This window comes from Prosthecobacter fusiformis (genome assembly GCF_004364345.1).
Lineage (GTDB): Bacteria > Verrucomicrobiota > Verrucomicrobiia > Verrucomicrobiales > Verrucomicrobiaceae > Prosthecobacter > Prosthecobacter fusiformis.
Map to the genome: position 1 here is coordinate 1 of NZ_SOCA01000008.1, position 20,207 is coordinate 20,207.

Here is a 20,207-nt window from a genome sequence, read left to right on the forward strand (position 1 = left end):
AAGGACGTTCTTTTTGCGCACCAGACCACCGTAGAAAAGAGCCAAGCCAGGAAGGGTCATGAAAATGACCAGGGCAGTGCTCGTCATCTGCCAGGCGTTATGGCCAGGGCCAGGGCCTGCGATGTTGGACTTCCACTCGACATCACCGTCTTTACCGGCCTGGCCGTTGGTGACGTATTTTTCCAAGTCAAAGATCCGCTGCTCAACCGTTGGAGCGGCGGGTTCAGCAGCCGGAGCTTCAGCGGCTGGCGCTGGGGCTTCTGGGGCGGCAGTCTCCTGAGCTACCATATGGCCCAGGGAAAAAAGAGTAGTGACAGCGAGACCGCACACAAAGGTGCGCCAAGAGCGGGTGACCGGAATCATAAGTGGTTGGTTATATGTTGAAGGTTAGCGGATGCGGTTGGATCCGCTGAGCCATCAAAAATCAAACGGAAGCACCATTCATGCCAAGCCTTCATTTATTCATAACCCCTTGATCCACAAGCCTTTTTAGACCAACACAGTGCGCACATGAAGATTCTGAAACAGGTCATCCATCCAATACACCCATCTGCCCCTTCTGAAATTCCTCGAATGCCTGCTCGATCTCCTCATCCGTATTCATAACGAAGGGACCATGCCCCACCACGGGCTCGTTCAGCGGCTCGCCGTCCATGACCAGAAAATGAGTTTCCGCACGGGCATGGATATGGATGCTGTTTCCCTCCTTTTTAAACATGACCAGATCTCCCTCCTCAGCCTGGCCTTCATCGTTGACCAAGATCTCTCCCGCCAGCAGCAGCAGGGCGGTCGTATGGCCATCCGGCACGGGCAGCGTCACCGTCTTCCCCGCCCCAAGGGTCACATCCCAAAGCTGAATGGGGGAAAACGTCTGGGCAGTGCCCGCGTGGCCATCGTATTCCCCGGCGATCACCCGCAGGCTGCCCGCCCCGTCCGGCAACGCCACGGAGGGGATTTTTTCTTTGAGCAAAGTTTGGTAGCGGGCAGGAGCACCCTTGTCCGTAGAGCGTAGATTCACCCAAAGCTGCACCATCTGTAGCGTGCCGCCCTGACGGGTAAAATCAGCTGAATGGAACTCCTCATGGATGATCCCCCGCCCCGCCGTCATCCATTGCACATCCCCAGGGCCGATCTTGCCACCGCCGCCGCTGGAATCACGATGCTCCAGTTCCCCTTGGTAAACGATGGTCACCGTTTCAAAGCCCTTGTGCGGATGCGCCCCCACGCCGCGCTTTTCCTTTCCCGGGCGGAAGACGTGCGGGGCCGCATAATCAAGCAGAAGAAACGGGCTCAGCTCCCGGCCCAGGCCGTTGTAGTCAAAAACGGAGCGCACAGGAAAGCCGTTGCCCACCCAATGCATGGCGGAGCTGTGTTGGATACGATGGATCGATTTCATAGTTCTTAGATCGGTAGCGCAGTCTGGAGGGGATTCATCCGCCATCGGACCGCACAGGGGGTTGAAAATTCAGTCGTTCGCCTGGAGCAGAGCCTGTAGATCCAGAGCACGTGTAAACATGGCCAAGCTGCCATCGGCATGGCGGGGCCATTCAGCCTCTGGCCGGTCCCAATAAAGCTCCACACCATTCTGGTCCGGGTCATGCAGATACAGCGCCATGCTCACGCCATGATCCGCTGCGCCATCCAGGGAGATGCCCGCCTTTTGCAATCGGCGCAGAGCATCCGCCAGGGCACTGCGGGTGGGGTAAAGGATGGCCGTGTGAAACAGTCCCGTCGTCCCCGGCGCAGGCGGCTTCCCCCCGCGGCTCTCCCAGGTATTCAGGCCGATGTGATGGTGATATCCGCCCGCCGAAATAAACGCCGCGTCTTTTCCATAACGCTGCATCAGCGTGAACCCCAGCACCCCTGTATAAAACTCCAGCGCCCGCTCCAGATCCGCCACCTTCAGGTGGACATGACCGATGCGTACTTGCGGATGAATGGCCGGTGCTGCTTCAGGAATCATATTGCAACCATGACTCATTCTATACTCCCCTAAAATGCCAGTTCCTTGGCCTCAGCATGTTTGTGCTTTGGTCTAGGATATAAACAAAGACCCGCAGCACCGTTCGGCCACTGCGGGTCTTTTCGAATCTGTTTGGTGCGGTCGCTTCTTATTCAGCGGCTGTTTTGCGGATGGGCAGCATCTTTTGAGCAAAGGCGGCGGTGAGCTGATTGGAGGCGAAGCTGATAGCCGCACGAGCAGAGTCCACCACAGCAGCCATGCCGAAAAATTCGTGGGTCACACCTTCGTAGTTTTTGAGGGTGACGGTCACGCCTTGTTCCTTCAGTGCTGCGGCCAGCTTTTCACCATCGGAGCGCAGAGGGTCGATATCGGCGGTGATGATGGTGGTGGGTGGGCAGCTTTTCAAAGCGGCACCGGCCAGGGCAATGGAAAGCAGGGGATCCTTCGCATCCGCAGGGCTGGCCAGCGTGTGCTTGGCGAACCACTGCATCATCGGCAAGTTTAGGGGCTTGGCATTGGCGTGTTCACGATAGGAGGGCGTGTCCATGGTGGTTGCATCTGTCACCGGATAGACCAGCACTTGGTGCCGGGGCAATGGCAGGCCCTGGCGGGCGGCCATGAGGCTGACCCCCGCTGCCAGATTGCCACCAGCACTTTCACCTACCACGGCGACGCGGGACGCATCCCCGTTTAGCTCCTTGGCATTTTTCAGCAGCCATTGATACGCGGCAAAGACATCATCATGCGCCGCCGGAAACTTATGCTCCGGGGCCTGCCGATAATGCGTGGAGACCACCACCATCCCGCCAGCATTGCAGAGCGCGCGTGGGGTGGCATCATACGTATCCAGATCAGCAATGACCCAGCCGCCCCCATGGATGTATAGCACCATGGGAAAAGGGCCCTCACCAGCAGGGGTATAGATGCGCACCTTCACATCCACATCCCCATACTTGAAGGTTTCATTTTCCACATCGGCCACTTCTTCAGGAGCCTTAATGTCACGTTTTTTGATGAGGCTGGCGACAGCATCCGCAGGGCCGGGCTGCTTACGTGCCTCCGCTGGAGTCAGTGTTTCCAGCGGCTTGGGATTGAGCGCGGTCAGCTCATCGAGAACGGCCTGCATCTGGGGGTTTGGCACCGCCACAGAGGCTGCCGGGGTTTCGGTCTGCGCAGTCAAGGAGCCGCAGGTGAGAAGCATGGCAGCGATGCCTGCCGCCCCCTTGGCAATGCGGGGGATGGATGAGCGTGTGAAGTTTTTCATGTCAGAGTGAAGTTTCGTTTTCCAACGGCTTGCGGTGTCCTTTCAACATGAAGCACCCGCTCGGTTGACCGCTGAAGACAAAGGTGTTCGGCGGTGTGTCGGAAAGCGGTTGCATGCAATGCGCCTGCGGGATGAATCTTATTAGGCGCGACAGGTGTGCCATCCCCGATTTTATCCAGGCAGCGGCAGAGATGTGTTTCTTCAAAAATATAAACCAAACCCTCCTGACATAGGATTGTCAGGCGCCTCTGGCATCCTCTCACTCAGCTTAGGAATAACCAAAAAGATGAATACCGAACCCACTCCAGTGATCACCCGTTTTATTGAAGCCATGAACGCCCAGGATGGTGCCGCCTTTGTCACCTTGTTCACACCGGCCGCCATCGTCCATGATGAAGGACACACCCACCAGGGCCACCCGGAGATCCAGGCCTGGATTGAAAAAGCCTGGTCCAGCTATTCCCCCAAGGTGGAATTGCGAGATGTGCTGACGGCTGGCCCCAGCACTGTCTTTGCTGGCGAGGTTTCGGGCTCATTTGATGGCAGCCCCATCGTGCTGAAGCATCACCTGACCATCGCGGATGATCTGATCACGGAATTGCAGATCGCCCCCTGAGAACCGGGAATAAAAGTCCCGCCGGTGGCTCTGACGATGCACCTGACTACGACGGCTGAATGCCGCTGAATCCGTTGCATCGTCACCCCTCATCGCCATCGTTCACTCAACCATGAAAGCCATCAGCTTCCACCAATCCCTGCCCTGCCAAGATCCTGAAAGCCTCGTCGATGTGACCCTCGCTGAACCTGTTCCGGGGCCTCGTGATCTGTTCGTGGAAGTGCGGGCCATCTCGGTGAATCCGGTGGATACCAAAATCCGTGGTGGCGGCGGACCCGTGAGCCCTGGCCAGGCACTGAAAATCCTGGGTTGGGACGCCGCCGGGATCGTCAAAGCCGTGGGGGATGAAGTGACGCTTTTTGCCCCTGGGGATGAGGTCTATTATGCAGGTGACGTGGACCGCCCAGGCTCCTATGCAGAGCTGCAATGCGTGGATGAAAGACTGGTCGGTAAAAAGCCAAAAACGCTGAGCTTTGCGGAAGCTGCCGCACTGCCGCTCACCACCATCACCGCCTGGGAAATGATGTTTGATCGCATGCGCATCAGCGCCACGGAGCCGGGCGCCATCCTCATCGTCGGCGGGGCAGGCGGAGTCGGCTCCATCGCCATCCAGCTAGCCAGACAGCTCACCGCTTTAACCGTCATCGCCACCGCTTCACGCCCAGAGACTCAGGCCTGGTGCCTGCAGATGGGTGCCCATCATGTGATTGATCATGGCCAGCCACTGGCCGCCCAGATCAAAGCCCTGGTGCCGGATGGACTGACCCATGTGCTGGCGCTGACGAAAACGGAAGATCACTACGATGAAATCATCGAAGCCATGGCCCCGCAGAGCGCCATCGCCCTCATCGAAAATCCGGCCCGGCCTCTGGAACTGACAAAGCTCAAGGCCAAGAGCATCTCCCTGCACTGGGAGTTCATGTTCACCCGCGCCCGTTATCAGACGCCGGATATGGGCAAGCAGGGAGAGCTTCTCATCGAAGTGTCACGCTTGGCGGATGCAGGCCAGATCCAGACCACTTTAAAAACGGACCTCAGCCCGATCAATGCCGCGCAATTACGCCAGGCCCATGCGCTTATCGAAAGTGGCCGTAGCATTGGCAAGGTGGTGTTGGCGGGCTTTTAAACCTGACTGATTCACCACCGCTGCCTTCCTGCAAATCGCAAGTCTAACCAGCGGATTTGATTGCAAAACGCAGCTGTTTGCAACCCTGCCAGACTCAGATGAAATTCGCAAGAATCTCACGCTGAACATGTTACGCCAATCGCTCTCCTTTGGCACTGTCTATGCACTAATTAGCAATTACTGGTCGCCCCCTTAGTTTGATTCGCTGTCCGTGAGAGCAAGAGCAAACGGGGGCAAGCGACTGGTGCAAATTTTTAGACTTTCGTCGCTCCGGGCCTGTCGGAGTGGTTTGATGGATTCGGGAGATCTTTCATAACCACTCCGCAGGCCGGAACGGCGACCAACTGCGACACTTCTCCAGTTTTCCTGACCATGATTTTTGACCTCGTCCTCATCATCGCCTTATCAGGTGCCTTCGGCTTCACCGCAGCTTATACGCTGACACCTTGAGCGGTCGTGCAGATGAAGCGATGGATGTTTGACGCTCGACTTAGCCGCAGAGGGGCGGAGGAGCAGAGAGGGCTAATTTTTTGTTAGGCACGGAGGTTAAAAAGCCCCCCTCAAGCATGCAGGCAGGAGTGCCCGCATCACTTTCTGGCTCCACGCTACGAATGGCCAATTGATGAGTATTCTTCCTTCATCTCTCTGCCTGCTCTGCCCCTTGGCCTCTTTGCGGTGAATCGATCGATGTTTAATGCCCGCCTTACCCGCAGAGGGGCGGAGGAGCAGAGAGGGCCAAGCTGTCTATTATGGTGCAGCTTTCGTGTGCGCTTTGAAGAACTTCACGATGATTGGCGAGGTGTCCTTGCGGAATTCATGCCCTCCCGGATGCAAGGCGGTGACGACTGGATTTCCCCGAGTGGATGGGTAAATGGTGCACCGGTCATCCGCCTCCCAGGTCTGCCCGGCAGCGCATTCATTCAGACGTTTCAGCACTTCGATCGTCGCCTTCTGCCAGGTGAACTTCACTAGCGGATCATTCTCCCCCGCGATGTGCATGACCGGTTTTGGCTTGAGCAGTGACATCACTTTGGGTGCTGCCGAGGCTGAAGGAGCCACGGCAGCGAATACATCGCCACGCGTCCCCCAGAGCAGGTAGGTGAAGCCGCCCCCGTTGGAATGCCCCGTCGAATAAATGCGCCGCTCATCCACCTTCAAATCCGCCTTCAGACTGGCTAAAACGGCATCGAAGAATTTTAGATCGCGGTCTTCCATCGCCCCTGGTCCAGACTGCCAGCCGGGCTTTTTCCCTTGAGGATCTGTCAATTGCCCCGGCGTATTCAGCCCCTGCATGTAAACCACCACCGCCTCCGGCCATAGGGACGGGAAAGGAAACATCCGGGAAGCGTTTCGCATGTTTCCGCCATGGCCATGAAAAGCAAAGATCAAGGGGGAGGGTTCCCTCAATGCCTGCGGCGGGACATAGAGCAGCGCCTCACGATTGACTTCATCCACCATCCAGGTTCTGGACTGCAAAGACTCGGCTGCATGGAGGCTGGCAGCGGCCGTTAATAGAATGAGAAAGGAAAATACCCGGTTCATGCAACCATGGAACACCGCCCAGGCGCACGGGTTGCACCTCAAAATTCAGTTCCGCTGCTTCACACAACCACAAAAAAGCCCCGCTTTGCAGCGGGGCTTTTGAAAACAAAACAACGAAACAACGAACGCCAGCGGTTAACGCTTGGAGAACTGGAAGCGCTTGCGGGCACCTGGGCGACCTGGCTTCTTACGCTCTTTAGCACGGGAGTCACGGGTCAGAAGGCCAGCCTTCTTGAGAATGCCACGATGCTCAGGATTCACAGTGATCAATGCGCGGGAGATGCCCAGCTTGACTGCGCCGACCTGACCGGTGATGCCACCGCCGCAGGCGTTGACATTGAAATCGAACTGCTGACGTGTGTTAGTCAGGGCCAGGGGGGTCAGGATCTGGTTCTGCAGGGCGACAGTCGGGAAGTATTCTTCGAAGTCGCGACCGTTGACCGTGATGGATCCGGAACCGGCCAGGATGTGCACGCGGGCGATGGCGGTCTTGCGGCGGCCAGTGGCGTTGGTGATGGGCTTGCTCATGTAACGTGAATCTTAGAGGCTGAAATTAGGCGACCACTGTGAATGGCTTTGGGTTCTGAGCAACGTGAGGATGCTCTTCACCGGCGTACACTTTCAGCTTGGTGATGATAGCGTTGCCCAGGCGGTTGTGGGGGACCATGCCTTTGACAGCGCGGTGCACGAGGAGAATAGGGCGGCGCTGGCGGACTTTTTCCACCGTCTCCACCTTCTGGTTACCGATGAAGCCACCACGCTTGCTGGTGTAAGTCTTCTGCTGCTCTTTTTTACCCGTCACGCGGACTTTGTCAGCATTGATGACGACGACGAAATCACCCGTGTCCACATGGGGGGTGAATGTAGGGCGGGTCTTGCCACGGATCAGGTTAGCGGCGGCCACGGCGACCTGGCCCAGGACTTGGTCCTTGGCGTCAATGACCCACCATTGGCGGTTCATGTCGTGGGCTTTGGCAGAGAATGTCTTCATAAGGTTCTTGTGAAAGCGCGGTGAATGGCAACGAGCCGCCGCGTTAAAATGAGGGCCGCGAGAGTAAAAGTTTCTCGCCAAGTGTCAAACGGAAACTCGGTCTTATTCAGAGAGAATCTGTTTTCAGATCCATCCAAAAGGCCGCGCAGACCGTTTTTTCCTCCCCGTTGGATCGGGGTACCCTTCCCTCATAACTGGGGCGGAAGCGAAAAGAAAGCTTCTCTTGCACCTTTTTCCTCGCTCCATGGACGACTCATTTTATTTATTAAAATTATGAAATTTCTGTGGATCTTCTCATTTATGCTAAAATAAGATGTTTTGATTCTCTCAGTGCCATTTCTCCCGTGAAATTCATGACTCCCCCCGTCCCCTTTGATGAGCAGGAAAGGCTCGCCGCTTTGCATGAACAAGCCATCCTGGACACTCCAACAGAGGGGGAGTTCGATGAAATCACTGCCCTGGCTGCAGAGATTTGCGGGACCCCTATCGCCCTCATCACCCTCGTGGATGAGACTCGGCAGTGGTTCAAATCCCGCCTCGGAGTGAATGTACATGAGACCCCACGCGAGGTGGCCTTCTGCTCCTACTCCATTTGTGGGCAGGGGCTGTTCATCGTCCCGGACGCAGGTATCGACCCACGTTTCTCACAAAACCCGCTGGTGCAGGGGGATCCCCACATCCGCTTTTATGCCGGAGCTCCGCTGCTGAGTGATAGTGGTTCAGCCCTCGGCACCCTCTGCGTCATTGACCGGGTGCCCCGCCAGCTCACAGCGCGCCAGCAAAATGCCCTGGCAGTGCTCAGCCGCCAGGTCATGCGCCAGATGCAGTTCCGCAAGCAGGTACAGACCCTGAAAGAAAATGAGACCGTCCTGCGGGAGCAGGCCACCCTGCTGGACAAGGCGCAGGATGCCATCCTGGTGAGGGATCTCCATCACCGCATCCTCTACTGGAACCGCAGTGCCGAGCGGCTTTATGGCTGGAGCGCCCAGGAGGCCGCAGGCCGCAGCATCCATGAGCTCATCTATGATGATACGGACGCTTTTTTCTCCTCGCTGGCCCGCACTCTGGCAGAGGGGGAATGGACCGGAGAGCTGAAGCAGGTCAGTAAAACCGGCAGCCCGCTCACCGTCGAGAGCCGCTGGACACTCGTGAAGGATGACCAGGGAAAGCCCAAGTACATCCTCTCCATCAATACAGACATCAGCGAGCGCAAAAGGATGGAGCAGCAGTTCCTCCGCGCTCAGCGCATGGAAAGCATCGGCACGCTGGCCGGCGGCATCGCCCATGACCTCAACAACGTCCTGGCCCCCATCATGATGTCCATCGAGCTGCTTAAAATGGACGAGCGGGACCGCACGCGGCTTAATATTTTGACGACCATCGAGGCCAGTGCTCAGCGCGGGGCAGACATGGTGAAGCAGGTCCTTTCCTTCGCGCGTGGGCTGGAGACCCAGCAGATGAATATCGAAACCTCCCAATTGCTGCGCGAGATCGAAAAAATCTCTCAGGAGACCTTCAATAAGAGCATCGAAATCCGCAGCGACATAGCGGCAGACCTCTGGCATGTGGAGGGAGACCCCACCCAGCTCCATCAGGTGCTGATCAACCTTTGTGTGAATGCGCGGGATGCCATGGCGCACGGCGGCAGGCTGACCATCACGGCCAAAAATGTGAACCTGGATGCGGCCTATGAAGCCGCCAATATGGAGGCCCAAAAAGGGCCTTATGTACGCATCCAGGTGGAGGATACCGGCATCGGCATGAAACCCGAAATCCAGGAACGCATCTTTGAGCCCTTTTTCACCACCAAGGAGCTGGGAAAAGGCACCGGCCTGGGCCTGTCCACCACACTCGCCATCATCAAAAGCCACGGTGGATTCATCCGTGTCCACAGTGAGCCCGGCCACGGCACCCGCTTTCGTGTTTACCTGCCTGCCGCACCCAATGAGGCTGCCGTCTCTGTGCCCATGCCGGAGGCGGAACTGCCACGCGGCCACGGCGAATGCATCCTCGTCGTGGATGATGAAAGTGCCGTCCGCCAGATCACCCAGCAGACTCTTTTGGCCTTCGGCTATCGTGTACTCCTGGCAGCGGATGGTTCCGAAGCCATCGCCATTTATGCCAGCCGCCATCAGGAGATTACCGCCGTCATCACGGACATGATGATGCCGGAAATGGACGGCCCCGCTGTCATCCGGGTGATTAAGCGCATGAATCCAAAGGTGAAGATCATCGCCGCCAGCGGCCTCAATGCCCACAGCATGCTGGCCAGAGCCACCGCCGGGGGTGTCAATCATTTCATTCCTAAGCCCTACACTGCTGAAATACTTCTGAATACCGTTCACAGCGTATTGTCGGAGGCCGCCTGATCCCTGCCCACACAGCACAGCCCTTGTTTCCAGGCAGACTTCGGCGCTGGCACCCGTTATAACGTCCTACAAGAAAGGACAATATTGGCCGCATCATGCAGGTTGCACAGGGGGGCTGCATGCACGTCACTTCGTTTGGTTTCAAATGAAATCATTTCTCCGATCCTTTCCCTTGTGAACTCCCCTATCGTCAATCCAAGTTCCCCCATGCCTCTTCAGATGGAGTGGCAGGAGGCCGTGTTGGATTCGATTCCCGCTCACATTGCTCTGTTAAATAGTGCGGGAGTCATTCTCGCCGTTAATGAAGCGTGGAGGCGCTTTGCCAAAGCAAATTCTCTCCAGGACCCAAATTTCGGGATTGGTCAAAGCTATTTAAAAATCACTGCTGGGAGCTGTGGCGAACTGCCCCCAGTTGAGTTGCAGCCAGCCGAAGGTATTCGCCGCGTGCTCAATGGTGAATCCATGGAATACAGCCTGGAATACCCCTGCCATTCCCTCACTGAAAAAAGGTGGTTTCAGTTGCTGGTCACTCCGCTGAACAGCCGCAGTTTCAAAGGGGCAGTGGTCATGCACATCGATGTGACCGAGCGCAGACTGGCCGAAGAAAAACTGAAGGTGAGTGAGGAAAGATTCCGCGCCACTTTTGAGCAGTCCGCTATCGGCATCGCCCATGTCGCCATGGATGGCAGGTTCTTGAGGGTTAACGAAACGCTCTGCAACATCACTGGTTATGCGGAGGATGAACTGTTGGAAATGAAATTCCACCAGCTCACTCTACCGGAAGAGCTGGCGGACAGTGAGTCAGCACGCCAGGCCTTAGTGGCCGGGGAGATCCGCGTCTTTTCCACAGAGAAACGCTACCGCAGAAAAGACGGCAGCCTTATCTGGATCAATCTCGTCGTCACCTTGTCCGATGATGCCACGGCCACTGAAAAATATTTCATTTCAGTCTTTAAAGACATCACCCCGCGCAAGCTCGCGGAATTTCGTCTTCAGCGTCTGAACCGTCTATACGGCGTCCTCAGCAAAGTCGCGGAGGCCATCGTCCGCACGGGGGATCTCCAGACTCTCCATCAAGAAGCCTGCCGCATCCTGGTGGAGGACGGGCAGCTCAAGATGGCCATGGTGATAGAAGTGGAGCCCACCAGTGGCGAGTTGCACACTGTCGCCAGCCATGGAGAGACCGGAGATTACCTGACCGATTTAATCATCACTTCCAAAGATGAGCCCCATGGCAGAGGCACCATCGGCACTTCTATCCGCACGGGCACTTACGATGTTTGTAACGACTTCGCCACAGACCCACGAATGGCACCGTGGCGTGAGGTCGCCCTCAGGCATGGCTATCTAGCGACAGCCTCCTTTCCTCTGAAAATGGGAGACTCCACGATGGGAGCGCTCGTCATTTTTGCCGATGAAGCCGGGTATTTTGAAGAGGATGAAATTCGCCTCATGGTCACCGTCGCCCAGGATCTTTCCTTTGCCATCCAGACGCTGCGAAAGGAGCAGCAGCGTTTGCAAACGGAAAAGAAACTGCGGGTCAGCGAGTCCAACATGGCCCTGGCTCAGAGCATCGCCCATTTTGGCAGTTGGGAGTTGGATTTGGCCCAGGCTGAAGACATCGACGCCAATCCCCTGCGCTGGTCGGATGAAATGTACCGCATCGCTGGTTATGAGCCGGGCGGTGTGGAAGTGAGCAACGATTTGTTTTTTCAACTGGCCCATCCAGAGGATCATCAGATCATCCGTGAGACCATCCGGTCTGCTATCCAAGAACGCAGACCGTACTCCGTGGTGCACAGGCTCATCCGCCCCAGTGGAGAAATCCGGGTGGTGCATGAGACTGCCCAGCTTTTTACAGATGAAGCCAGCGGCCAGCCACTGCGCATGGTCGGTACGGCCCACGACATCACCGAAAGCCAGCGGGCGGAAGAGGCCCGCCGGGACAGTGAGGATAAATTCCGCCAGCTCGTGGATAACATGACGGATGTCTTCTGGATCACCTCCGCCGACTCGCAGTCTGTCCACTTCATCAGTGCCGCTTATCAGCAGATCTGGGGCCGGTCACCCGAAAGCCTGTGCTCTAATCCAAACCAGTGGTTAGAATCCATCGTCCCAGAAGATCAGGAGCGTGTGAGTACTCTCTTTGCCACCCTGCATACGGACGCCCCCAAAGTCTCCTGCGAGTACCGCATCCACCAGCCAGATGGCAGCATCCGCTGGATCCATGACCGCGGATTTCAGATTCGCGATTCCGCAGGCCGCCTGCTCCGTCTGGCCGGCATCGCCACAGACATCACGGAGCGCAGGACCCTCCAGCAGCAGTTCCTCCGCGCCCAGCGTATGGAGAGCATCGGCACCCTCGCTGGAGGCATCGCCCATGACCTCAACAATGCCCTGACGCCCATCCTGATGTCCATTGAGCTGCTAAAGCTCAATGAAACAGATCCCTCACGCCTCAAGGTACTCAATACCATCGAGCAGAGTACCCAGCGCGGCTCAAACATGGTCCGGCAGGTGCTCAGCTTCGCCCGTGGTGTGGAAGGTCTGCAACTGGATCTCCAGGTGGAACCTCTCCTCCGGGAAGTCGAAAAAATCTGCAACGAGACCTTCCTCAAAAACATCCAGGTCCAGTGTCACATCCCCCCGGACATCTCCATCGTGCGCGGAGACCCTACCCAGTTGCATCAAGTACTGATCAATCTGTGCGTGAATGCCCGGGATGCGATGCCCCATGGCGGCACGCTCAAGCTCGCTGCCAAAAACGTCCACCTGGATGAAAACTATGCCGCCATGAACATCGAGTCCAAGCCGGGCGACTATGTGCGGATCCTGGTGGAGGATACCGGCGAGGGCATGCCGCAAGACGTGGTGGAGCGGATTTTCGAACCCTTCTTTACAACGAAGGAACTCGGCAAAGGCACCGGCCTCGGCCTTTCCACCACCCTGGCCATTGTGAAAAGCCACGGGGGATTCGTCCGTGTGTATAGCGAGCCGGGCACAGGTACGCGCTTCCATGTTTATCTCCCCGCGTACAAAGAAACTAGCGAAAGCACCGCAGATACAGTGCCCGAGGAGCTGCCGCGTGGGAAGGGGGAGCTTATCCTCCTGGTGGATGATGAGGATGCGGTGCGCCAGATCACGCGACAGACATTGGAATCCTTTGGCTACCGGGTGCTCCTCGCCGGGGACGGCTCAGAAGGCACCGCCGTGTATGCCACCAACCTGCAGGACATCTCCCTCGTCTTGACGGATATGATGATGCCCGTCATGGATGGGGCTACCCTGATCCGCATTTTGAAACGCATGAACCCACAGGTGAAAATCATCGCCGCCAGTGGCCTGGGTGCCGGAAGTATGGTCGCCAATGCCGCTAAAGAAGGCGTGCATCATTTCATCATGAAGCCTTATACAGCCCGGACACTCCTCCTCAATGTACGGGATGCCCTCGCCAAGGATCCCTAAAAAGCCTCTTGCTCGCCACTGGCACGATTGATTGCCAACAGTCCTTTATTTAAAGGAAGTTAAAATCCGTGAATAACCCGTAAATGACATGCAATTTTCACCAGGATTGTTTGACTCTCTAATCAATCGGATTATGGGCGCGTGTGGAATCAACAGCAACACGGCAGCTCAATTCTCCGATTAGGCCGTGGCAGACTCTGCTCAGTCTCTTCGGTAATACCAGTCTGCGCACCCGGGCCTGGTGCATCGCTGGCATCTATGCGGTGCTGGCCACCCTATGGATCTATTTTTCGGATGCCGCCCTTTTGGCCCTGCTTGATGCTCCTGAATTGATGGTCAAGTGGAGCGTCTATAAAGGCCTCGGCTTTGTCACCGTTACAGCCGTGGCGCTGCTGCTGATGATGCGCTGGGCCTTTGGCACTATCGGGGACGGCTATGAAGCACTCAAAATCCATGAGAAGGAAATCGACCGGCTCAAGAAGCTTTATTCGGCCCTGAGCCACATCAACCAGTCCATCGTCTGGACAAAATCCCGGGAGGAGCTTTTCCCCCGCATCTGTGAAAGCCTGACGCTGCATGGCGGATTTAGCATGGCATGGATCGGCTGGTATGAAGCGGAATCCGGCACCCTGGCACCCGTTGCATCCTCTGGAGACGTAAACGGCTACCTCAAGGATATCCACATCAGTACAGATGACCGCCCGGAAGGCTGCGGAGCCGCAGGCACGGCCTATCGCGAAGCCCGACCCGTCATCAGTAATAATCTGTCAGAAGACCCCTCTGCCCTTCCCTGGCATGCCAAGGCCCCCCGCCACGGGTTGCTGGCATCCGCCGTTCTTCCCATTCGCTTTAAAGGGACTGTCTGCGGCACCCTGAACGTTTATGCCAGTGAGGCAGGTTTCTTCCAGGAGCAGGAAAAGGAACTCCTGGCGGAGGCCGTCAACGACATCTCCTACGCGCTCGAAAACCTGGCCAGCGAAGCAGAGCGCCAGCGTGCTGAGGCACTGGCCCAAAGAGAGATGCAATTCTCCGCCACCATGATCGAGACCATGCCTGGCATCCTGTATTTTTACAATGACCAGGGCCGGTTCATGCGCTGGAACAAGAACTTCGAATCCGTCTCCGGTTATACCGCTGAGGAGATATCCACCATGCACCCCCTGGACTTTTTTTCCAGTGAGGATCAGCGCCCTTTAGAGGAGCGCATCGCCGAAGTTTTTGACCAGGGAGAATCCTACATTGAGGCCCCCTTCCAGTCCAAAAATGGGCGCAGCTCCCCCTATTATTTCACCGGCAGGCGGGTGGAATACGATGGTCAGCGGTGCCTCGTCGGTGTCGGCATTGATATCTCCGAGCGCATGCAGGCTGAGAAGGCCTTGAAGAAAAGTGAGCAGCGCTACCGCTCCACCCTGGAAAACATCCTCGAAGGTTGCCAGATCATCGGACACGACTGGACCTACCTTTATCTGAATCACGCCGCCACAGTGCACAACCGTCGGCCACGCGAAGAGCTCATCGGCAAACCCATGATGGAAATGTGGCCGGGCATTGAAACCACGCCGATCTTTACCCTTCTCCAGCGCAGTTTGAGGGAAGGAATCGCCCTGCATGAAGAAACTGAATTCACATTCCTGGACGGCACCAGCGGCTGGTTTGATGTCCGCGTCCAACCCGTGCCTGAAGGCATCTTCGTCCTCTCCATTGACATCACAGAGCGGCATCAGGCAGAAAAAGCCCTGCGCGATCTCAATGAAAGCCTGGAACTGAAAGTCATCGAGCGCACAGGCCAGCTCCAGCAGGCCCTCGTACGCGCAGAGGCGGCAGACAGGTTGAAGTCAGCCTTCCTGGCCACCATGTCCCATGAGCTGCGCACCCCGCTGAACTCCATCATCGGCTTCACCGGCATCCTCCTCCAGGGGCTGGCAGGTCCTTTGAACCCTGAGCAAAACAAGCAGCTCGGCATGGTACGCGGCAGCGCCCGGCATCTGCTGGAACTCATCAATGATGTCCTGGATATCTCCAAGATCGAGGCCGGGCAGTTAGAAGTGCGCGTGGAACAATTCCCCCTGCCGGATTCCATTGAGCGCGTCCTCGCCTCCCTGAAGCCATTGGCGGAAAAAAAACGCCTCTCCCTCATATGCCATCTTTCCCCAGAGATAGGCACCGTCACAGGAGACCGCCGCCGGGTGGAGCAGATCCTCATCAACCTCCTGAACAATGCCATCAAATTTACCGAGCATGGCAGCGTCACCCTCACCACAGAAATGGAAACCACAGGCCCCTGCCCCGTCCTCCGCCTCAGCGTGGCAGATACCGGCATGGGCATCAAGGAGGAGGACCTAAACAATCTCTTCCAGCCCTTCCGCCAGATCGATACCGGCCTAGCGCGCCAACATGAAGGCACCGGCCTGGGACTGGCCATCTGCCGCCGCCTCATCGCGCTTATGGGCGGGGAAATTTCAGCTTCGAGTGAATGGGGTAAAGGCAGCCTCTTCACCGTCACCCTCCCGCAAAAACCCAAGCCTGCTTCCCAGCCATGAGCCGCACCATCCTGATGATTGAGGACAATGAGCAGAACAGTTATCTGGCCACGTTTATCCTGGAAACGCAGGGCTACCGCGTTCACTCAGTGCCAGACGGCCTCCAGGGTATCGAACTGGCGCAAACTTTGAAGCCGGACATCATCCTTCTCGACATTCAACTGCCAAACATGGATGGTTATGCCGTGGCCAAAGCTCTGCGCTGTATTGACTCTTTAAAGCAGACTCCCATCATCGCCGTGACCTCTTATGCCATGCAAGGGGACAGGGAAAAATCCCTGGATGCCGGTTGCACCGGTTACATCGAAAAGCCTATCAACCCCGACACCTTCGTCACCGAGATCGAACATTTCGCCGCCCGCCCTTCTCTCCCATGACCCACGTTCTGATCGTCGATGATAAGGAAGAAAATCTGTATTACCTCCAGGCCCTGCTGACGGGGCATGGCCATCAGGTCACAGCGGCGTGCCATGGCGCTGAGGCGCTGGTGAAGGCCCGGCAACAGCCACCGGATGTCATCATTTCGGACCTGCTCATGCCCGTCATGGATGGCTATACCCTGCTGCGTCACTGGAAGGCGGATGCACGGTTGAAAAAGATCCCCTTCATCGTCTATACCGCCACTTATACCGAGGTGGAGGATGAAGAATTGGCCCTCAATCTAGGAGCGGATGCTTTCATCCTCAAACCGGCGGAGCCGGAGGACTTTCTGGAAAAACTCAGGGGTGTACAAGCGAATGCAGCAAGGCTCATCCCTGAACCGCCCCGCATCCCCAGCGCCGCCACGGAAGAGATTTTCCAGGTGTATAGCCAGACACTGATCCGCAAGCTGGAAGAAAAAACTCTCCAGCTTGAAGAGACTAACCGCGCCCTGGAAAAAGACATCCTCGAGCGCAAGCAGGTGGAAGCCTCCCTGCGCGCCAGTGAAGCCAGTCTAACCATCGCCCAAGGCATCGCCCATTTTGGCAGTTGGGAGCTGGATCTGGTGAGCCTGGACAAAATGGATGAGAACCCCCTTTCCTGGTCTGAGGAAATGTACCGCATCGCCGGTTTTGCACCCGGCTCCGTCGATGTGACACCCACCCTGTTCATGCAACTGACCCACCCGGATGACCGGACCCAGGTCAGGCAGGCAGTCTTGCGTGCCGTACGGGATCGTCAGGTCTATTCCATCGTCCACCGCCTCATCCGTCCAGATGGCCAGGAACGCATCCTCCATGAAACGGCCCAGATCTTTTATGATGAGGAATCCGGCCGCCCTCTGCGCATGGTGGGCACTGCCCATGACATGACAGAGGAGAAGCAGGCGGAATTGGAGATCCAGCGGAAGACGGACCTCCTCCGCGCGGTCGCGGACAGCACTCCAGATGCCGTTTATATCAAAGACCTCCAGGGCCGCTATCTCCTTTTCAATGAAGGAGCGGCCAAACTCGTCGGCAAAAAAGTGGAGGAAGTCATCGGTCAGGATGATCTCTTTCTCTTCGGCCAGGAAGGTGCCCGCATTGTCCATGAAAGTGACCGTCAGGTCATGCAATCTGGCGAGGCCCTCACCACGGAGGAGATACTCACCGCAGATGGCGTCACCCGTACGTACATGGCCACCAAGGCCCCGTATCGCGACAGCCGTGGAAAGATCCTCGGCCTCGTCGGCATCTCCCGGGACATCACCGAAAGCCGTCGTACCCAGGAGGAGCTGAACAAGACTGCCGCCCGCCTTTCCACCACCCTGGAAAACATGTCGGATGCCTTTTACCTCCTGGATCCACAGACCTGGACTTTTGTGTATCTGAACGCCGAAGCGGAAAAACTGCTGAAACGGAAGCGTGAGGAGCTGTTAGGCCACGTCATCTGGGAAGCTTTTCCTGAGGCGGTGGAATCTGACCTGTATCACACTTACCACCAGGCCGTGCAGGAGCATCGGACCCTCCGGCTCGAATTCTATTACCCTGAGTTGCAAAACTGGTTTGAACTCCATGCCCATGCCTCCAACGAGGGTCTGGCCGTTTATTTCCGCGTGGTCACCGAGCGCAAGCAGGCGGAGATCGCCCTGCGCACCATGGTGAAGGAAAATGGCGACCTGCGCTCCGCCCTGGACGAACACGCCATCGTCGCCCGCACGGATGCCAAGGGAAAGATCACCTATGTCAATGACCGGTTCTGCGCCATCTCCCAATACTCCCGCGAGGAGCTCATCGGGCAGGATCACCGTCTGGTAAACTCCGGTCATCATTCCAAGGAGTTTCTGGGGGACCTCTGGAAGACCATCAATGCAGGCCGTGTGTGGCGGGGTGAAATCAAAAACCGCGCCAAGGACGGCAGTAACTACTGGGTGGAGACCACGATCGTCCCTTTCCTTGATGATGAAGGCAGGCCCGTACAACACGTGGCGATCCGGGCGGACATCACCGAACGAAAAAAAGCCGAAGAAGCCATCCAGGAAAGTGAAAGCCGTTACAAACACACAGCCAACCAACTGACCAACGTCCTGAACTCTTCCCTGGACGTGATTTGCACCGTTGATGCTGCGGGCAGATTTCTGCAGGTCAACCAAAGCTGCAAAACCATCCTTGGTTATACTGTCGAGGAGTTGTTGGGAACTCCTTACATGGACAAGGTGTTGCCGGAAGACCACACTAAAACGGTGGAGGCAGCCAAAGCCATCATGTCGGGAGAGGCGACCAGCCATTTCGAAAACCGCTATGTGCGCAAAGACGGCAGCATCGTCCACATCCAGTGGTCCGCGCGCTGGTCTGAGCTGGATAAGGTCATGTTCTGCGTCGCACGTGACATCACCGAATCCAAACTGAATGCCGAGCGCATCGCGGAGCAGGCAGCCCTCCTGGACAAGGCACAGGATGCTATCCTGGTGCGGGATCTCGATCACCACATCCTCTACTGGAATCGCAGCGCAGAGCGCCTCTATGGCTGGTCCGCACAGGAAGCCATCGGCAAGTCCATCCAGGAACTCCTTTACCGGGAGCCCTCCGCCTTCATCGCCGCCACCCAGGCCACCATTACGGCTGGCGAATGGACAGGTGAACTCCAGCAGATGACCAAGGACGGCAAGCCCATCACCATTGAAGCCCGCTGGACCCTGGTGCGCAACCAAGCTGGCGAGCCGAAGTCTATCCTCGCCATCAACACGGACATCACCGAGCGCAAAAAGCTGGAGCAGCAATTCCTCCGCGCGCAGCGCATGGAGAGCATCGGCACTCTGGCCGGTGGCATCGCCCACGATTTGAACAACGTCCTGGCCCCCATCATGATGTCCATCGAGCTGCTGAAGCTCAATGAACAAAACCCACAGCGCCTGAGCATCCTCAACACCATCGAAACCAGCACTAAACGGGGTGCGGATATGGTGAAGCAGGTCCTCTCCTTTGCCCGGGGGATGGAGGGGCAGCAGCTCGAAGTGGCCGTGGCACCGCTCCTGAAGGAAGTGGAAAAAATCTCCAACGAGACCTTCCTGAAAAACATCGAGGTCCGCAGCACCATCCCCAATGATCTTTGGACTGTAGAGGGAGACCCCACCCAGCTCCATCAGGTGCTCATCAACCTCTGTGTAAATGCACGGGATGCCATGCCCAATGGCGGCACCCTCACCATCGCCGCCACCAATGTCCGCCTGGATGAGCATTATGTGGCCATGAACCTGGATGCCAGGGTGGGTCCATACGTGGTCGTCAATGTCGAGGATACCGGGACGGGCATGAGTCCGGAAGTGATGGAGCGCATTTTTGAGCCGTTCTATACGACCAAGGAACTGGGCAAAGGCACCGGCCTGGGCCTCTCCACCACCCTGGCCATCATCAAAAGCCATGGCGGTTTTGTCCGCGTTTACAGTGAGGCAGGCCACGGCACCCGCTTTCACGTTTACCTCCCCGCCCACACCGAAATCCGCGCCAAAAACCCGGATGAATCCGTGGAGGAACTGCCACGCGGCAGTGGTGAGCAGATCCTCCTCGTGGATGATGAAGCCGCCGTGCGCCAGATCACCCGGCAGACGCTGGAGGCCTTTGGCTATCGTGTCCTCCTGGCCGCCGATGGGGCTGAAGCCACGGCCCACTTCGCCATGCAAAAGGATGACATCTCCGTCGTGCTCACGGATATGATGATGCCCGTCATGGACGGCCCCACCATGATCCCCGTACTCATGCGCATCAAGCCGGAAGTCCGCATCATCGCCGCCAGCGGACTGAATGCCAATGGCATGGTGGCCAAAGCCGCCAATGCAGGCGTGAAGCATTTTATTCCCAAGCCTTACACCGCCGAAACCCTGCTGAAGACACTCCGCAGCGTACTGGCCGAATAAGCCCCGCCCTCGCCACCCG

At 57.1% G+C, this 20,207-nt stretch carries 13 protein-coding genes and 1 pseudogene; 7 read left to right on the forward strand and 7 right to left on the reverse strand.

Features of this window, described 5'->3' with window-relative positions; translation table 11 throughout:
• The 4 genes and pseudogenes from EI77_RS17290 to EI77_RS17305 all read right to left on the reverse strand — a co-directional run.
• A pseudogene (locus tag EI77_RS17290) lies at positions 1–288 on the reverse strand (ammonium transporter); the annotation flags it as partial.
• A 241-nt stretch (positions 289–529) separates the two neighbouring features.
• A complete protein-coding gene (locus tag EI77_RS17295; RefSeq protein WP_133796557.1) occupies positions 530–1,396 on the reverse strand; it encodes a pirin family protein in 867 nt (288 codons plus the stop codon).
• Positions 1,397–1,465: 69 nt separating this feature from the next.
• Positions 1,466–1,963, reverse strand: a complete 498-nt coding sequence (locus tag EI77_RS17300) for a VOC family protein (RefSeq protein ID WP_133796558.1) — start codon at positions 1,961–1,963, stop codon at positions 1,466–1,468.
• A 148-nt stretch (positions 1,964–2,111) separates the two neighbouring features.
• Positions 2,112–3,227, reverse strand: coding sequence for an alpha/beta hydrolase (locus EI77_RS17305; protein ID WP_208300398.1), 1,116 nt, complete (start codon positions 3,225–3,227; stop codon positions 2,112–2,114).
• Positions 3,228–3,513: 286 nt separating this feature from the next.
• On the opposite strand from EI77_RS17305, the gene EI77_RS17310 reads away from it, so the two are divergent.
• The gene (locus EI77_RS17310; RefSeq protein ID WP_133796559.1) at positions 3,514–3,843 is read left to right on the forward strand and encodes a nuclear transport factor 2 family protein; all 330 of its coding nucleotides are present in this window, start codon (positions 3,514–3,516) and stop codon (positions 3,841–3,843) included.
• Between the two features lie 112 nt (positions 3,844–3,955).
• Positions 3,956–4,969 (forward strand): zinc-binding alcohol dehydrogenase family protein, encoded by a 1,014-nt coding sequence (locus tag EI77_RS17315; protein WP_133796560.1) that lies wholly within the window; start codon positions 3,956–3,958, stop codon positions 4,967–4,969.
• A 747-nt stretch (positions 4,970–5,716) separates the two neighbouring features.
• Here EI77_RS17315 and EI77_RS17320 read toward each other — a convergent pair.
• The 3 genes from EI77_RS17320 to rplM form a co-directional block, all read right to left on the reverse strand.
• Entirely contained in the window at positions 5,717–6,511 is a 795-nt protein-coding gene (locus EI77_RS17320) for a CE1 family esterase (protein ID WP_133796561.1), read from the reverse strand.
• 135 nt (positions 6,512–6,646) lie between these two features.
• Positions 6,647–7,039, reverse strand: coding sequence for a 30S ribosomal protein S9 (rpsI, locus tag EI77_RS17325; protein WP_133796562.1), 393 nt, complete (start codon positions 7,037–7,039; stop codon positions 6,647–6,649).
• A 25-nt stretch (positions 7,040–7,064) separates the two neighbouring features.
• The gene (gene rplM, locus EI77_RS17330) at positions 7,065–7,502 is read right to left on the reverse strand and encodes a 50S ribosomal protein L13 (RefSeq protein ID WP_133796563.1); all 438 of its coding nucleotides are present in this window, start codon (positions 7,500–7,502) and stop codon (positions 7,065–7,067) included.
• 353 nt (positions 7,503–7,855) lie between these two features.
• Here rplM and EI77_RS17335 point away from each other — a divergent pair, with 353 nt between their 5' ends.
• The 5 genes from EI77_RS17335 to EI77_RS17355 all read left to right on the forward strand — a co-directional run bounded on the left by EI77_RS17335 (position 7,856) and on the right by EI77_RS17355 (position 20,188).
• The gene (locus tag EI77_RS17335) at positions 7,856–9,871 is read left to right on the forward strand and encodes a hybrid sensor histidine kinase/response regulator (protein WP_133796564.1); all 2,016 of its coding nucleotides are present in this window, start codon (positions 7,856–7,858) and stop codon (positions 9,869–9,871) included.
• 174 nt (positions 9,872–10,045) lie between these two features.
• On the forward strand, positions 10,046–13,336 hold the full coding sequence (locus EI77_RS17340; protein WP_133796565.1) for a PAS domain S-box protein: 3,291 nt from the start codon (positions 10,046–10,048) through the stop codon (positions 13,334–13,336).
• A 143-nt stretch (positions 13,337–13,479) separates the two neighbouring features.
• Positions 13,480–15,876 (forward strand): PAS domain S-box protein, encoded by a 2,397-nt coding sequence (locus EI77_RS17345; RefSeq protein WP_133796566.1) that lies wholly within the window; start codon positions 13,480–13,482, stop codon positions 15,874–15,876.
• Positions 15,873–16,253: a response regulator gene (locus tag EI77_RS17350; RefSeq protein WP_133796567.1), complete on the forward strand. Its 381-nt coding sequence runs from the start codon at positions 15,873–15,875 to the stop codon at positions 16,251–16,253. The genes EI77_RS17345 and EI77_RS17350 overlap by 4 nt, the downstream gene beginning before the upstream one ends.
• Entirely contained in the window at positions 16,250–20,188 is a 3,939-nt protein-coding gene (locus EI77_RS17355; protein ID WP_133796568.1) for a PAS domain S-box protein, read from the forward strand. Before EI77_RS17350 ends, EI77_RS17355 begins: the two co-directional genes overlap by 4 nt.
• Positions 20,189–20,207 lie beyond the last annotated feature (19 nt).

Coding starts and splice junctions, on each gene's coding strand:
- EI77_RS17295 (WP_133796557.1), bottom strand. CDS start 1,396: ATGAAATCGATCCATCGTATCCAACACAGCTCCGCCATGCATTGGGTG.
- EI77_RS17300 (WP_133796558.1), bottom strand. CDS start 1,963: ATGATTCCTGAAGCAGCACCGGCCATTCATCCGCAAGTACGCATCGGT.
- EI77_RS17305 (WP_208300398.1), bottom strand. CDS start 3,227: ATGAAAAACTTCACACGCTCATCCATCCCCCGCATTGCCAAGGGGGCG.
- EI77_RS17310 (WP_133796559.1), top strand. CDS start 3,514: ATGAATACCGAACCCACTCCAGTGATCACCCGTTTTATTGAAGCCATG.
- EI77_RS17315 (WP_133796560.1), top strand. CDS start 3,956: ATGAAAGCCATCAGCTTCCACCAATCCCTGCCCTGCCAAGATCCTGAA.
- EI77_RS17320 (WP_133796561.1), bottom strand. CDS start 6,511: ATGAACCGGGTATTTTCCTTTCTCATTCTATTAACGGCCGCTGCCAGC.
- rpsI (WP_133796562.1), bottom strand. CDS start 7,039: ATGAGCAAGCCCATCACCAACGCCACTGGCCGCCGCAAGACCGCCATC.
- rplM (WP_133796563.1), bottom strand. CDS start 7,502: ATGAAGACATTCTCTGCCAAAGCCCACGACATGAACCGCCAATGGTGG.
- EI77_RS17335 (WP_133796564.1), top strand. CDS start 7,856: ATGACTCCCCCCGTCCCCTTTGATGAGCAGGAAAGGCTCGCCGCTTTG.
- EI77_RS17350 (WP_133796567.1), top strand. CDS start 15,873: ATGAGCCGCACCATCCTGATGATTGAGGACAATGAGCAGAACAGTTAT.
- EI77_RS17355 (WP_133796568.1), top strand. CDS start 16,250: ATGACCCACGTTCTGATCGTCGATGATAAGGAAGAAAATCTGTATTAC.